The 14,267-nt window shown below is 63.0% G+C and carries 14 protein-coding genes and 1 tRNA gene; 7 read left to right on the forward strand and 8 right to left on the reverse strand.

Annotated elements, in window-relative coordinates:
* Window positions 1-137 precede the first annotated feature (137 nt).
* A complete protein-coding gene (locus tag ACRANW_RS14460) occupies window positions 138-746 on the forward strand; it encodes a fasciclin domain-containing protein (protein WP_479432450.1) in 609 nt (202 codons plus the stop codon).
* A 182-nt stretch (window positions 747-928) separates the two neighbouring features.
* On the opposite strand, the gene clpX is transcribed toward ACRANW_RS14460, so the two are convergent.
* Window positions 929-2,194, reverse strand: coding sequence for an ATP-dependent Clp protease ATP-binding subunit ClpX (gene clpX / locus ACRANW_RS14465; protein WP_479432451.1), 1,266 nt, complete (start codon window positions 2,192-2,194; stop codon window positions 929-931).
* 209 nt (window positions 2,195-2,403) lie between these two features.
* Window positions 2,404-3,108 carry an ATP-dependent Clp protease proteolytic subunit gene (locus tag ACRANW_RS14470; protein ID WP_479432452.1) on the reverse strand — a complete coding sequence of 235 codons (705 nt, stop codon included), beginning with the start codon at window positions 3,106-3,108 and terminating at the stop codon, window positions 2,404-2,406.
* Window positions 3,109-3,284: 176 nt separating this feature from the next.
* Between ACRANW_RS14470 and ACRANW_RS14475 the strand changes: the two genes are divergently transcribed.
* On the forward strand, window positions 3,285-4,880 hold the full coding sequence (locus tag ACRANW_RS14475) for an amidase (protein ID WP_479432453.1): 1,596 nt from the start codon (window positions 3,285-3,287) through the stop codon (window positions 4,878-4,880).
* An 18-nt stretch (window positions 4,881-4,898) separates the two neighbouring features.
* Here the strand turns inward: ACRANW_RS14475 and tig are convergent, their stop codons facing one another.
* Window positions 4,899-6,512, reverse strand: a complete 1,614-nt coding sequence (gene tig, locus ACRANW_RS14480; RefSeq protein ID WP_479432454.1) for a trigger factor — start codon at window positions 6,510-6,512, stop codon at window positions 4,899-4,901.
* A 62-nt stretch (window positions 6,513-6,574) separates the two neighbouring features.
* Window positions 6,575-6,659: transfer RNA gene (locus tag ACRANW_RS14485), tRNA-Leu, on the reverse strand.
* Window positions 6,660-6,791: 132 nt separating this feature from the next.
* On the opposite strand from ACRANW_RS14485, the gene ACRANW_RS14490 reads away from it, so the two are divergent.
* The 3 genes from ACRANW_RS14490 to ACRANW_RS14500 all read left to right on the forward strand — a co-directional run bounded on the left by ACRANW_RS14490 (window position 6,792) and on the right by ACRANW_RS14500 (window position 9,097).
* A complete protein-coding gene (locus tag ACRANW_RS14490) occupies window positions 6,792-7,100 on the forward strand; it encodes a DUF3297 family protein (protein ID WP_479432455.1) in 309 nt (102 codons plus the stop codon).
* Window positions 7,101-7,174: 74 nt separating this feature from the next.
* Window positions 7,175-8,587 (forward strand): ribosome biogenesis GTPase Der, encoded by a 1,413-nt coding sequence (der, locus tag ACRANW_RS14495; RefSeq protein ID WP_479432456.1) that lies wholly within the window; start codon window positions 7,175-7,177, stop codon window positions 8,585-8,587.
* A 6-nt stretch (window positions 8,588-8,593) separates the two neighbouring features.
* Complete coding sequence (locus ACRANW_RS14500) at window positions 8,594-9,097, forward strand: DUF2721 domain-containing protein (RefSeq protein WP_479432457.1); 504 nt, start codon at window positions 8,594-8,596, stop codon at window positions 9,095-9,097.
* Window positions 9,098-9,201: 104 nt separating this feature from the next.
* Here the strand turns inward: ACRANW_RS14500 and bfr are convergent, their stop codons facing one another.
* The 4 genes from bfr to ACRANW_RS14520 all read right to left on the reverse strand — a co-directional run bounded on the left by bfr (window position 9,202) and on the right by ACRANW_RS14520 (window position 12,526).
* On the reverse strand, window positions 9,202-9,684 hold the full coding sequence (gene bfr / locus ACRANW_RS14505; protein WP_479432458.1) for a bacterioferritin: 483 nt from the start codon (window positions 9,682-9,684) through the stop codon (window positions 9,202-9,204).
* Between the two features lie 137 nt (window positions 9,685-9,821).
* Window positions 9,822-10,022 (reverse strand): (2Fe-2S)-binding protein, encoded by a 201-nt coding sequence (locus ACRANW_RS14510; RefSeq protein ID WP_479432459.1) that lies wholly within the window; start codon window positions 10,020-10,022, stop codon window positions 9,822-9,824.
* A 76-nt stretch (window positions 10,023-10,098) separates the two neighbouring features.
* Window positions 10,099-11,397: a DUF418 domain-containing protein gene (locus ACRANW_RS14515; protein ID WP_479432460.1), complete on the reverse strand. Its 1,299-nt coding sequence runs from the start codon at window positions 11,395-11,397 to the stop codon at window positions 10,099-10,101.
* A 91-nt stretch (window positions 11,398-11,488) separates the two neighbouring features.
* Window positions 11,489-12,526: an SPOR domain-containing protein gene (locus ACRANW_RS14520; RefSeq protein ID WP_479432461.1), complete on the reverse strand. Its 1,038-nt coding sequence runs from the start codon at window positions 12,524-12,526 to the stop codon at window positions 11,489-11,491.
* 261 nt (window positions 12,527-12,787) lie between these two features.
* On the opposite strand from ACRANW_RS14520, the gene ACRANW_RS14525 reads away from it, so the two are divergent.
* The gene (locus ACRANW_RS14525; protein WP_479432462.1) at window positions 12,788-13,510 is read left to right on the forward strand and encodes an AAA family ATPase; all 723 of its coding nucleotides are present in this window, start codon (window positions 12,788-12,790) and stop codon (window positions 13,508-13,510) included.
* Window positions 13,511-13,531: 21 nt separating this feature from the next.
* Complete coding sequence (locus tag ACRANW_RS14530) at window positions 13,532-14,260, forward strand: type II toxin-antitoxin system HicB family antitoxin (protein ID WP_479432463.1); 729 nt, start codon at window positions 13,532-13,534, stop codon at window positions 14,258-14,260.
* Window positions 14,261-14,267: the final 7 nt, after the last annotated feature.

Genomic DNA, 14,267 nt, shown 5'->3' on the forward strand with positions numbered 1-14,267 from the left:
CGCGGTAAGTGGCATTCGCTTCAACGCGCGATATCGTCGCCTCGCCCCTGTAAGCCGAAGAAACTCCCATCCGTAACGCCTGCGCACACGTAGTCCATGTGAGCAGCCGTTTGGTTGCGCGTCCAAAGGAGATTTTCATGTCTATCACCCCGAAACTGACGTTCAAGGCGGCGGCGATCGCTGTCGCTGCGGCAACTACTCTGTCGCTGTCCGCCTGCGCAACCCCTTCCGCAGATGGTGGCATGGCTTCGGCCACGGCCAGCGACGTCCCGATGGTTGGCGGCGCGCCCATGTATCCCACCATGAACATTGTGGAAAATGCGGTCAATTCCAAGGATCACACCACGTTGGTCGCTGCCGTCAAGGCCGCTGACCTTGTGGGCGCGTTGTCCAGCCCCGGTCCCTTCACCGTCTTTGCGCCCACCAATGCCGCCTTTGCCAAGCTGCCGGCCGGCACGGTGGAGACCCTGGTGAAGCCGGAAAACAAGGCCACTTTGACCAGCATCCTCACCTATCACGTGGTTGCCGGCAATGTGTCAGCCACCCAGCTGATCGGCATGATCGAGCAGGGCGGCGGCAAAGCTGAACTGACCACGCTGAGCGGCGGTAAGCTGACCGCCATGCTCATGGGCGGCAAGGTCGTGCTGACCGATGCCAAGGGCGGCCGCGCCACCGTGACGCAGGCCGATGTGTTCCAGTCGAACGGCGTGATCCACGTGACCGACACGGTGTCGATGCCGGGCTAACCCACGCAGGTCGGCGCTGTTCCGAAACCCCCCATCCCCTCCTGTCGGGGCAGCGCCCTACCGATCCCGTCCGGCCTTTTTGAAGGACGGGCGGGATCACCCCGAGTAACAAAAAATTGCCGCCAATCCCGTTTGAGGCTGGCGGCAATTTTTTTGTTGTTCCGGCGTTAGAAGGCGGCGATTTACGCCGCTTCTTCCTTCTTCTTTTCGACGCCGATCACGCGGATCGGTTCTTTTTTGCCTTCGACCACGTCCTTGTCGATCACGATCTCGGTCACGCCTTCCAGATCAGGCAGATCGAACATCGTGTCGAGCAGCAGGCCTTCCACAATCGAGCGAAGCCCGCGGGCACCGGTCTTGCGCTTGATCGCACGCTCGGCAATCGCCTGGAGCGCATCGGGAGTGAACGTCAATTCCACGTCCTCAAGCTCGAACAGCCTGCGATACTGCTTCACCAGAGCGTTCTTGGGCTCATTAAGGATCGTCACCAGCGCCGGCACGTCGAGATCGTGCAGCGTGGCGATCACCGGCAGACGGCCGACGAATTCGGGGATCAGACCGAACTTGAGCAAATCCTCGGGCTCGGACTTCTCCAGCAACTCGCCCACCCGGCGCTTGTCCGGATCGGCAACATGCGCGCCGAACCCGATGGAACGCTTCTGCAAGCGATCAGCGATGATCTTGTCGAGGCCCGCAAAAGCCCCGCCGCAGATGAACAGGATGTTCGTCGTGTCCACCTGCAGAAACTCCTGCTGCGGATGCTTGCGCCCGCCCTGCGGCGGCACCGAAGCCGTGGTGCCCTCCATCAGCTTGAGCAGCGCCTGCTGCACGCCTTCGCCCGAAACATCGCGCGTGATCGAGGGGTTTTCGGCCTTGCGCGTGATCTTGTCGATCTCGTCGATGTAAACGATCCCGTGCTGCGCCTTTTCGACGTTGTAGTCCGAAGCCTGCAGCAGCTTGAGGATGATATTCTCGACATCCTCACCCACATAACCCGCTTCGGTCAGCGTGGTGGCGTCGGCCATGGTGAAGGGCACATCGAACGTGCGCGCCAGCGTCTGCGCGAGCAGAGTCTTGCCCGATCCCGTCGGCCCGACCAGCAGGATGTTCGACTTGGCCAGCTCAACATCGCTCGATTTGCCGGAATATTTCAGCCGCTTGTAGTGATTGTGCACTGCGACTGAAAGCACGCGCTTGGCGCGGTCCTGCCCGATCACGTAATCGTTCAGCGTGGTGAAGATATCCATCGGCGTGGGGATCTCGCCATCTTTCTTGCCTGCGATCCCTGCCTTGGTCTCTTCACGAATGATGTCGTTGCACAGCTCGACGCATTCATCGCAGATGAACACGGTCGGGCCGGCGATAAGCTTGCGAACCTCATGCTGCGACTTCCCGCAGAAGCTGCAGTAAAGGGTGCTCTTGCTGTCGGATCCGCTCAATTTGGTCATTCCTGTGTCCTCGAATCCATCGGCGCAGGCGGCAATGCGCCGTGCACGGATTCGTCAAGTGTATTGCCCGCACCGTATGAATCAACACATGGCGCGCTATTTCGTGCCATTACCATAGCGTTGGCGTCCGCAAAGCTGCGGGTAAGGCCGTTTGCCCGGTGGGCTGTCCCGCCCCGGTGCAGATAGCGGACGGGGCCTTGGGGCAGGCCTTACTCAGGCGCCCCGCCCGAACCGCTTTCGTCGCCGGTTTCGTCGTTTTCAGGCCGCGTCTCAAACACCTTGTCCACAATGCCGAAAGCCTTGGCCTCCTCGGCTTCGAGGAAGGTGTCACGATCCATCGCCTTTTCAATCTCTTCAAGGCTGCGGCCGGTGAACTTCACGTAAAGATCGTTCATGCGGCTGCGGATGCGCAGGATCTCGCGGGCCTGGATCTCGATGTCCGATGCCATGCCGCGTGCCCCGCCCGAAGGCTGGTGCACCATGATTCGCGCATTGGGCAGTGCAATTCGCATCCCCGGTTCGCCCGCTGCCAGCAGGAAGCTGCCCATGGATGCGGCCTGCCCCATGCACACGGTCGATACGCGCGGCTTGATGTATTGCATGGTGTCATAGATCTGGAGACCCGCGGTCACCACGCCGCCGGGCGAATTGATGTACATGCTGATCGGCTTGGACGGGTTTTCGCTTTCCAGAAACAGCAGCTGCGCCGTGACGAGGCTGGCCATGCCGTCTTCGATTTGCCCGGTCACAAACACGATGCGTTCGCGCAGCAGGCGGCTGAAGATGTCGAAGCTGCGTTCCCCGCGGCTGGTTTGTTCGACCACCACGGGCACCAAAGCGCCGGTGTACGGATCGCGCGTGAACTGGCCCTGAGTGCCATAAGTGTCGCCAGAGTTGCCGAACAGATCGATCATAGGAGCTGCGTTTCCTTTGTAGGTGTCGATAAAGCTATGTCGGACGCAGGGGGGCAATTTCAAGGGTGTTTACCGTGTCCTTGTGAATTGAAACCATACAAACCGCGGACAGAGCCGATTGCAGCGGCGTGTTTTGTCCCTTGCCGTTCCGCGCAACCGTGGCAAACCCTTATCGCATGACAATCAGCAACATTGCGCGCGCGACGCTCACCGCGCTCCTCGCCTCCGCCGCCGTCCCCGCATTGGCACAGCAGACTTCTGCAGGCGGAACCACCCCGCAGATGCGACTCGAGATACCAAAGGTGGACCTGCCGCCCGGCGTCGAAAAACTTGGCCCGCAAAGCGGCGCTGCCGAAGGTGCGGCGGTCGGCCATGTGTATCGAATAATGCGGTACGACGATGGGCCTGACGGGCTGAATGCCGTCATCGCTTTGGCGCCCGACATTACCGCGCAGGTTCGTGCCGCGCAGCGCCTGCCGCTTCGCGGGCGCACCGTGCTGGTCAAGGACAATGTCGAAACGCGCGAATTGCCCACGACCGCCGGATCGCTGGCCCTCGCGGCCAACGCGACGGGCCGCGATGCGCCGCTGATTGCGTTGCTGCGCCAGAACGGCGGCGTGGTGCTGGGCAAGACCAACCTGTCCGAATGGGCCAATATCCGCTCCAACAATTCGACTAGCGGGTGGAGCGCGGTTGGCGGGCTGACGCGCAACCCCCATGCCACTGACCGCAATACGTGCGGCTCATCGGCGGGCAGCGGCGCGGCAATTGCGGCGGGCTTTGCCTGGGGCGCGATTGGCACCGAAACCAACGGCTCGATCACGTGCCCTGCCAGCATCAACGGCATCGTCGGGTTCAAGCCCAGCGTCGGGATCGTCAGCCGCACCCATGTGGTGCCGATTTCGTCGACACAGGACACCGCCGGGCCAATGACCCGCACCGTGATGGATGCAGCCTTGCTGCTGACCGCAATTGCGGGCGAGGACCCGGCCGATCCGGTGACGCTGACGGCCACGCGGGTCAAGGATTACACCGCCGGGCTGGACACGGCCTCGCTTCAGGGCGTGCGGATCGGGGTGATGCGCGGTCAGATGGGCGACCGCGCCGATCTGACCGCCGTGTTCGAGGCCGCGCTGGCCGATCTGGCGCGGGCGGGCGCGGTGCTGGTCGACATCACGTTTGAACCCGACCGGCAGATGTATGCGGACAGTTTCACCGTGCTGATGTTCGAACTGCGCGAGGAGATGGGCAAATATCTCGAAAGCCTGCCGCGTGTGGCGGGCCGCGATACGCTGCCGCGCAGTCTCGCTGATCTGATCGCTTTCAACACCGCCCATGCCGACACCGAAATGCGCTGGTTCGGGCAGGAGCTGTTTGTTCAGGCCGAAGCGACCACTGACCGCGCCGCCTACGAAAAGGCGCGCGCCAATGCGCTGCGAATCGCCGGGCCAGAAACGCTCGACACACTACTGGCAGACAACCAGGTCGCCTTTCTCGTCGCCCCCACGCGCGGGCCGACCTGGGTGAGCGATCTGGTCAACGGCGACAATTTCAACGGCTCGATTGGCTTCGGCAGCCCTTCGGCGATCGCAGGCTATCCGCATCTGACCGTGCCGATGGGCGCGGTGGAAGGCCTGCCGGTGGGCCTCAGCATCATGGGCGCCAAGTGGGACGACCACGGGGTGCTAAAGGCTGGCGCGGCCTACGAAAAAGCGCGGACAGCCAAGCTGCCCGCGCCCACATTCGGCCCGTGGCAACCGGCGGGGGAATAATCCCCCGCCAGCGCCGGATTACTTCTTGGCAGCGGCCTTCTTGGCGGGTGCCTTCTTCGCCGCAGGCTTTTCGTCGCCGGCATCAGCTGCCTTCTTCGCCGGAGCCTTCTTGGCGGCAGGCTTGGCTTCGGCCTCGCTGTCGTCAGCCTTTTTGGCCGATGCTTTTTTGGCAGGCGCCTTCTTGGCGGGCTTTTCTTCAGCAGCCGGGGCTTCGTCAGCGTCCGCTTCGGCGCCGGCGGCCTTCTTCGCCGGGGCTTTCTTCTTGGCCGGTGCCTTCTTGGGCGCAGGCGCGGCGTCTGCGGTGTCTTCGGCTTCGATCGCGGCCTGAAGTTCTTCAAGGGTCACTTCGCGTTCGGTCACTTCGGCCTTGTCGAACAGGAAGTCGACGACCTTGTCTTCATACAACGGTGCGCGCAGCTGGGCGGCGGCCATCGGTTCAGACTGAACATATTCGAGGAAACGCTGGCGGTCTTCCGGGCGATATTGCTGGGCGGCCTGCTGGATCAGCATGCTCATTTCCTGCTGGGACACTTCCACGCCGTTGGCCTGGCCGATTTCCGAAAGCAGCAGGCCCAGACGCACGCGGCGCTCGGCGATGGACTTGTACTCGTCCTTCTCGTCTTCGATCTGCTTCAGGGCAGCGGCCGGATCTTCCTCGTTGGCGGCTTCCTGCTGAAGCTGCTGCCAGATCTGCGCGAATTCCGCGTCAACCATGGTGCCGGGCACTTCAAAGCTGTGCCCTGCGGCCAACTGATCGAGCAGCGCGCGCTTCATCTGCGTGCGGGTCAGGCCAGCGGTCTGCTGTTCCAACTGCGCCTTCATGATCTCGCGCAGCTTGTCCATGCTGTCGAGGCCGAGACTCTTGGCAAACTCTTCGTCAAGCGTGGTTTCGGTTTCGACCTTCACCGCCTTCACGGTGATGTCGAAGGTGGCGTCCTTGCCCGCCAGGTGCTCGGCCTGGTATTCGGCCGGGAAGGTCACGGTGATGGTCTTTTCCGCGCCGGTCTTCACGCCGACCAACTGGTCTTCAAAGCCGGGGATGAAGGTGCCCGAACCCAGCACCAAGGCGGCGTCTTCGGCCTTGCCGCCTTCGAATTCCACACCGTCGAGCTTGCCGACGAAATCGATGATAAGCTGATCGCCGTCAGCCGCCTTCTTGGTCTTGGCAGCGTCCTTGTAGCTTTTGTTCTGGCCGGCAATGTTGCCAAGCGCTTCGTCGATCTGCGCATCAGTAACCGGCACGGTGAGCTTTTCAAGCTTGAGCCCATCGGTGCTGGGAGCCTCGATCGTCGGCAGCACTTCGAGGCTGACGGTGATTTCGGCGTCCTTGCCCTGCTCGTAGCCATCGTTAAGGCCAATTTCGGGCTGCATCGCGGGGCGCAAGGCCTCGTCGCGCAGCAGCGTATCGACCGATTCGCGGATCGTATCGTTCACGACCTGGCTGTGCAGGGCCTCGCCGTGCATTTTCTTGACGAGATTGGCGGGCACCTTGCCCGGACGGAAGCCGGGCATGCGCACTTGCGGCGCAACCTTCTTGATCTCGGCGTCGATCTTCTTGGTGAGATCAGCGGCAGGGATCGTGATGAGATAGGCGCGCTTGAGCCCTTCGTTGACGGTCTGCTTGGTGTGCATGGTGACTGGTTGAAGCCTTCTTGCCAAAAATTCCGGTAAGTCGGGCCGGCTCGGGGCGAAGTTGGTGCGGGCGAAGGGACTCGAACCCCCACATCTTGCGATACCAGAACCTAAATCTGGCGCGTCTACCAATTTCGCCACGCCCGCATCCCCGAACGAAGCCGCGCGGGAAGCTGCAAGCCGCCCGCGCGTATTAGCCGCCGCCATTATCGCCCCCAAGCCAAAAGGGCAAGTGCAACACGCTTGAAGCCTTGCACATTGGCGATTAAGGGCGCGGCCATGACCGAAGAAACTCCTGAAATCGTCCCGGCAACCACCAGCGCCGACGTGCCGCCCGATCATCTCTCGGTCAATCCGCGGAGCGCGTTCTTCGATGGGGAAAAGCTCCAGCGCGGAGTCGGCATCCGCTTCAAGGACCGCGTGCGTACCGATATCGAAGAATATTGCATCTCCGAAGGTTGGGTGCGGGTGCAGGCGGGCAAGGCCATGGACCGCAAGGGCCAGCCGCTTACGCTGAAACTAACCGGCCCGGTCGAAGCGTGGTACGAAGACCTGGGGGAAAACCCGCCAGTCGCCAAAAAAGGCTGATCGGCAGGCGCAGGATCGAGGGGGCATCGCGGCAAACTTGCCAAATCCGGCATTTGCGCGCAACTGACGCGCTTATGTCCCTCCCCAAAAAGCCTGAAGTCGTCATCATCGGCCGCCCCAATGTGGGCAAGTCCACGCTGTTCAACCGGCTGGTGGGCAAGAAACTCGCCCTGGTGGACGATCAGCCCGGCGTCACCCGCGATCGCCGGATGGGCGATGCCGAGATCGCTGGCTTGCAGTTCACCATCGTCGACACCGCCGGATGGGAGGATGAGAATGAACTCAGCCTGCCCGGACGGATGCGCAAGCAGACCGAAGCCAGCCTTGCTGGCGCGGACGCCGCAGTCTTCGTGGTGGATGCCCGCGCAGGCCTGACCCCGCTGGACGAGGAAATTGCTCGCTACCTGCGCGAACAGGAAGTGCCCGTCGTCGTCGTGGCCAACAAGGCCGAAGGGCGTGCGGGCGAAAGCGGCGCGATGGAAGCCTATGCGCTGGGGCTTGGCGAACCGCTGGCGATGTCGGCCGAACACGGCGAAGGCATTGCCGATCTGTTCGGCGGTTTGTGGCCTATCATCGGCGCGGCGTCGGACGAATGGGAAGAACGCGACGACATCAACCGCGCCGAAATCGCGGCAATGGACGAAGATGATCGCCCCACCGGCCCGTTGAAGCTGGCCATCGTGGGGCGTCCGAACGCGGGCAAATCCACCCTCATCAACTGGCTGCTGGGCGAAGATCGCCTGCTGACCGGCCCCGAAGCCGGGATCACCCGCGATTCGATTGCGGTCGATTGGGACTGGACCGACCCCAAGACCGGCGAGACCCGCGAGATCCGGCTGATCGACACCGCCGGAATGCGCAAGCGCAAGAATGTCACTGAAAAGCTGGAAAAGCTGTCCGTGGCGGACGCCCGCCGCGCGGTGGACTTTGCCGAGGTGGTGGTGTTGCTGCTCGATGCGACCCAAGGCCTTGAGCATCAGGATCTGAAAATCGCCGCCCACGTGCTCGAAGAAGGGCGCGCGCTGATGATCGCGATCAATAAGTGGGACGTGGCCGAAGGTGCGAGCAGTCTGTTCAACGGCATTCGCGGCGCGCTGGACGATGGCTTGGCGCAGGTGCGCGGGCTTCCCTTGTTTGCGGTCAGCGCCAAGACCGGCAAGGGGCTGGATCAAATGCTGTCTGGCGCGTTCGAGATCCGCGATGCGTGGTCCAAGCGCGTATCCACCGCCGCGCTCAACCGCTGGTTTGATGATGCGCTGGAGGCCAATCCGCCGCCCGCACCCGGTGGCAAGCGGATCAAGCTGCGCTACATCACGCAGGCCGGCACCCGCCCGCCGCGTTTCGTGATCTTCGGCAGCCGCCTCGACATGCTGCCGACCAGCTACGAACGCTACCTCGTCAACGGCATCCGCGCCAAGCTCGGCTTTGACGCCGTGCCGGTGCGCGTCACGCTGAAGACCAACAAGAACCCCTACGCCAAGGATTAAGCAGGCATGGTTCTCGATCTGCTCGCCGCCGCCGCAGATGCCGCAGATGCGGCGCGCGCGCCCTTCGTCTTCGAAATTTTTGAGCGCACAGCCTCCACCCCGCGGGTGCAGCAGGTGGTGCAGTTGAGCCTTGCGCCTGCGTTCCTGCTCTCCGGGATCGGCGCGGTGATGAATGTCATCATGAGCCGGATGATCTGGATCGCGCAGCGAATCGACAAGATCGAAGACAAGATGGAAGAACAGCGCACCTCGCGTCAGGCGCGCGAACTGGGCTGGCTGATGCGGCGGCGCAAACTGGCGCAAGGCGCGATCATGTTCTCCACCGCATCGGCGGTGATGATCAGCGCCGTCATCATGATGCTGTTCATCTCCGCCTATATCATCGCGCAGATCGGCACGGCTATCGCGTTGCTGTGGGTGCTGACCATGGCGCTGCTGGTGATCGGACTGGGGTTCTTCCTGCTGGAAACCCGGCTGGCAGCCATCGGCGCGCAGCCGCCCAAGGAGTAGCCCGCCGCAACGCAAAAAAGGCAGGCGCCGGTTGCGGCCCTGCCCTTTTTTTGTGCAGCCCTTGCGGGCGACCCCTAGTTTTGGCCTTAGTCCCGGCCTTAGCCCTACTTTTCGCCGGCAGGCTGGCTTTGCAGCTGGCAGTAATTGTGCAGGCCCATGCGCTCGATCATTTCGAACTGGGTTTCGAGGAAGTCGACATGCTCTTCCTCATTCTTGAGGATCCATTCAAACAGCCCGGCCGAGGTGTGGTCATTGACGCTGCGCGCATAGGCTGTTGCATCCTTGAGCAGCGGGATCGCCTCGTGCTCCAGCGCAAGATCGGCGCGCAGCACTTCCTCTACGTTCTCGCCGACCTTCAGCTTGTGGATTGCCTGAAAATTGGGCAACGCTTCGAGGAACAGGATCCGTTCCGCCAGCTTGTCGGCGTGCTCCATTTCCTCGATTGATTCGTGGCGTTCGTAAGCCGCCAGCTTCTTCATGCCCCAGTTGTCGAGCACGCGGTAATGCAACCAGTACTGGTTGATCGCGGTCAGCTCGTTGGTGAGCGCCTGGTTGAGATAGTCGATGACCTTGGGGTCGCCCTTCATGGGATTATCCTTTGCGATGTATCAAAGCCGGGATGCGGCGTTGCAGTACAGATACACGCGGAAGAGGCTTGTCCGCAAGGGGTGTGCGGAATTTATCTTTGCGAATCAGTCGCTTGCGAGACGTTCGCAATCGCGGGTCAGGCCGCCTCTACTGCGAACAAATCGCACGATGCCGCAGCACGTTCCTGCTCGATGATTTCTTGCGCATCATCAAGGCACTGGCCGCAATTGGGGCGCTTGCCCAGGCAGGCATAGGTCGCTTCAGCGTCGCCTTCGCAACTCAGCGCGGCGTTGCGCAAATCAGTCTCACGAATGGCATTGCAGATGCAGATGTACATGGTGGCGCGAATCTTTCCTGCGAAGCGTTTGCAGGATGCAAGATATGCGAATTGTTCTTAATAACAAGTGGGAAATTCACCGACGCAACGGAAACACCGTCCGATAGGTCAGGCACCGCCACAACCATTCCAGCGGTCCATAGCGGAAGCGGTCAAGCCACGGCTTGGACCATGCCAGCATCACCGCCCACGTCAGCACCACGACGACGTAGAGTTGCGGCCGGTTGAGCTCTCCAAACAGACCCAGCGCCCAGCCGTGAAAGACGAACATCATCAGGATCGATGTGCCAAGATAATTGGTGAACGCCGCCCGGCCCGCCGCACGCACCCGGTCCCCCAGCCAGCCACTGGCGCCGGGCGCATAGGCCACCAGCACCGCCGCCAGCCCCATCACCATCCACAGCCGCGGCAATATGCTCCATCCGGCAAATCCGGCCAGCGTGCCAAAATAGGTAAAGCCCCCGGCCTTCATGGACAGCCCGATACCAAGATGCGCAAGGCCGCCCGCAATCAATCCGGTCCACCCCCAGCGCAGCAGCTTGGCCCGCGCAAAAGCGCCACTGAAAAAGCCAAGCCGGTAAAGCGCGATGCCGATCAGCATCAGCGGTAACGTTTCAAGTCCGAAAAGCGCGGCATTGGACAGCGGTTCGGACCATTGCTCGGAAAAACGATAGCGGATCAGCGCGCCATAATCGCCCGAAGCGATCGCAGCACTGGTCACCTCGCCCCGCGCCAGCGCCGGTTCGACACTGGCGAGAACTTCGGCGCGCCCTTCCGCCATTTCCGGGGTCGATGTGCCAAACGCAGTTTCGGTCATCAGCCAAGGCATGGTGAGCGCCGCGCCGATCACCAGCACGCCCAGCATGTAGCCGCCCAGTCCCACCACCAACTGCGCTTTCACGCTCCACTTGAGGCAGGCAAGCGCAAGAAAGCCGAACAAGGCGTAGTAGAACAGGATGTCGCCGGTCCAGATGAAGAAGAAGTGGATCAGCCCGAACGCCATCAGGATCGCCAGCCGCCACGCCTGAAGACCGCGCGTGGCGCCGCGGGCCCAGGCTTTCTCCATGAACAGGTACATGCCCGCGCCGAACAACAGAGTGAACAGGCCCCGCATCTTGCCATCGATGAGGACGAATTGCGCGATCCACATCCATCCGCCGGGGTCACCCGGATCGGTCAGAAACGCAGACGGGTACATATAGGCCTCGAACGGCTGCCCAAAGCCGACGATGTTGGCAGCCAGAATGCCCATCACGGCCAACCCGCGAATGAAATCGAGCGTGTCGATGCGCTCGCCCGCGGCAACCGGAGCGATTGCTGGTTGCGGATCGCCGACAATCGCGTCGGCAGCATGCGGCGCAAGCGTATCGTTCATGGCTGTCCCCCGGCCTGTGACCGGGCGCAGATTAGCAAGTCTCACGCGCTTGGGAAGACCGCTCCTGCCCCAGCCAACCCATGTCTCGCGCCTAACTCTGTCCCGCCACCACGCAGGCTGTGCCTTCGCGCTTCAGCGCCGCGCAGGCGCGCTGCGCTTCGGCCTGGCTGGCAAAGCCGGTTGCCAGCAAGCGGGTAAGCTTGCCGCTGGGCACCAGCGTCTTGGTGGTTCCGGCCAGCGCGGCGTTGCCGCCAATCTGGTTCCACAGCCTGTCAGCATTGCCCGCCACCCCGAACGCACCGAGCTGCACCTGCCAGGTGCCTTGCTTGCGGGGCGCCAAGGCGGGATTTGCCGGTTTGGGCGCAGTGGTCGCCGCAGCCATTACCGTCGCCGTCGCCGTCGCCGTCGCTGGAGTGCGTGTGGCCGGCTGCGCCGATGCGGTCGTGACCGGCTGCGTCACCGCTGCCGCCGATACCGGCTGCATCGCAAGTTCCACGGCAGCAAGTTCGGCCGAGCGTTGCGAGCGCGCCCCGCTTTCCAGCTCGCGGGCCAGCGTCTGGGCCTCACTGCGCTGGCCTTGCGGCACAAAGCGGTCCATCTGCGCCAACGCATCGCTCGCCTGCGGCAGGCCTGCGCCATTCGCCAGTGTCATCAGCGCATAGGCGCGTACCCAGTCACGCGGGGCGTAATCGGCGTTGAAGTGCGACAGACCCAGCACATATTGCGCGCGCGGATCGCCGCGATCGGAGGCGGCGCGAATCATCGGCATCGCCCTTTCCTGCTCGCCTTCCTGAAACAGCATCAGCCCGTAATTGTCGGCGGCTTTCACATGGCCAAGGCTGGCGGCCTGTTCGTAAAACGTGCGGGCACGCGCATTGTTGACCTCCACGCCGCGGCCCAACCGATAGGCTTGCGCAAGGTTGAACAGCGCATCGGGATCGCCCGCTGCCGCCGGGCCTTCCCACTCCGCAACGGCGCGGGCAAAATCGCCAGCGCTCCAGGCGTCAACGCCGGCCTTGACGTCTGCCAGCGCGGGCACCGATCCCAGCGCGAGCGCCGCCGCGCCCAAACCTATGGCCGCCATGCGAAAGGCGGCGGCCGCCCCGTTTGTTGTCGTGATCCTTGCCATTGCTGTCCTGCCTCGCGGTGTGTCAGAGGAACTCACCCATACCGGATTTTAGCTGAAACTTGGTTAGCAAATCGTTGCCTGCGCCTGCCGCAGACTAACTTGGGCCCCAAGCCGGTGTCGATGGCCCCGCACGCCCTTCCCTTAAGATCTAAGGCTTTAACCCTAAATTAGGGGTATCCTGCGATCCCGTGTCCATCCAGCCGTTGTCAGGCGTCGCAATAGGGCGGCCCGGACGCGGAACAATTCAGGGGGACCCAAGCGTTGCGTGTACTCGCTTTGGCATCGCAAAAAGGTGGATCGGGCAAAACCACCTTGTCCGGCCATCTCGCCGTCCAGGCCCAGCGCGCAGGCGCTGGCCCGGTCGTGCTTATCGACATTGATCCGCAAGGCTCGCTGGCGGACTGGTGGAACGAGCGTGAGGCGGAATATCCCGCCTTTGCGCAGACCACTGTGGCCCGGCTCGCCAATGATCTGGCCGTGCTGCGCCAGCAGGGCTTCAAGCTCGCTGTGATCGACACACCGCCTGCCATCACCATGGCGATTCAATCGGTGATTTCGGTCGCCGAACTGATCGTAGTGCCGACCCGGCCTTCCCCGCATGATCTGCGCGCTGTCGGCGCGACCGTCGATCTGTGCGAGCGCGCCGGAAAGCCGCTGGTGTTTGTCGTCAATGGCGCCACGCCCAAGGCCAAGATCACCTCGGAAGCTGCAGTCGCGCTGTCGCAGCATGGCACCGTCGCGCCGATCACGCTGCACCATCGCACGGATTTTGCCGCTTCGATGATCGATGGCCGCACCGTGATGGAGGTGGATGCCGAAAGCCGCTCGGCCGCCGAGATCGCCGCCCTGTGGCGCTACATTGCCGACCGGCTCGAAAAGAATTTCCGCCGCACCGTGTTTGCGCCTGCCCCCAATGGCGTGGGCCAGCAACTGGGTGGTGTGCCGCGTCCGGCCGGGGGCTTCGGTCGCCGGGTGGCGCAGTAAGCGCGCGGGGGCCACACGACCATGTCCGAACCCGGATTTGCCTCACTCGGCCCATCGCTGCTGGCCCGCAAGGGCGGCGCCAAGCCCGCCATGCGCCCGCAGGTCGCGCCGCTGGTGGCCGACGAATCGACCATCGCCAAATTGGCCGACGAACAGCTTGAAGACCTCGGCTGGAACGACATGGGCGATTCGGATGCAGCAGACGGTCGCCTGTCCGGCGCGGACATCGTTCCGATCAACGCCGACCTGTCTGCCGATGATTTCGTAGCCGGCGCCTTTGCAGAAGGCGGCCCGATCGTCCGCCGTCAGCAACGCCGCCTCGAAGAACGCGTGCTGGCCGACGCGGTGATGACCGGCCCCGAAGATCACGAACCCGATTACGACGAAGACGACGAGCCGGTCTACGGCGAAGCCTTCGACGACGAGGATTACAACGACAACGGCGAGGAGACAGGCGTTCAGTACGCGCCGCTCGTCCCGGCGCCTGAGCCCGAACCTGTTGCACAAGTCGAGGCCCCGGCTCCGGCACGCGCCGCAAAACCGGCCTTCGCGCCCCGCGTCGCGTCAGTCCAGACGGGTCGCCGCGCCGCCTTTACGCTGCGGCTTGACGCCGACCGCCATCTCAAGCTGCGCCTTGCCGCAACCATGCAGGGCATCAGCGCCCAGGCGCTCGTCACCGAGGCGCTGGACCGGCTGCTGGCCGAATATGACGATCTCGATGTCATCGCCAACCACATGAAGCGCCATTGATCGGTGC

The organism is Erythrobacter sp. 'gip.4 top 5', from assembly GCF_056495765.1.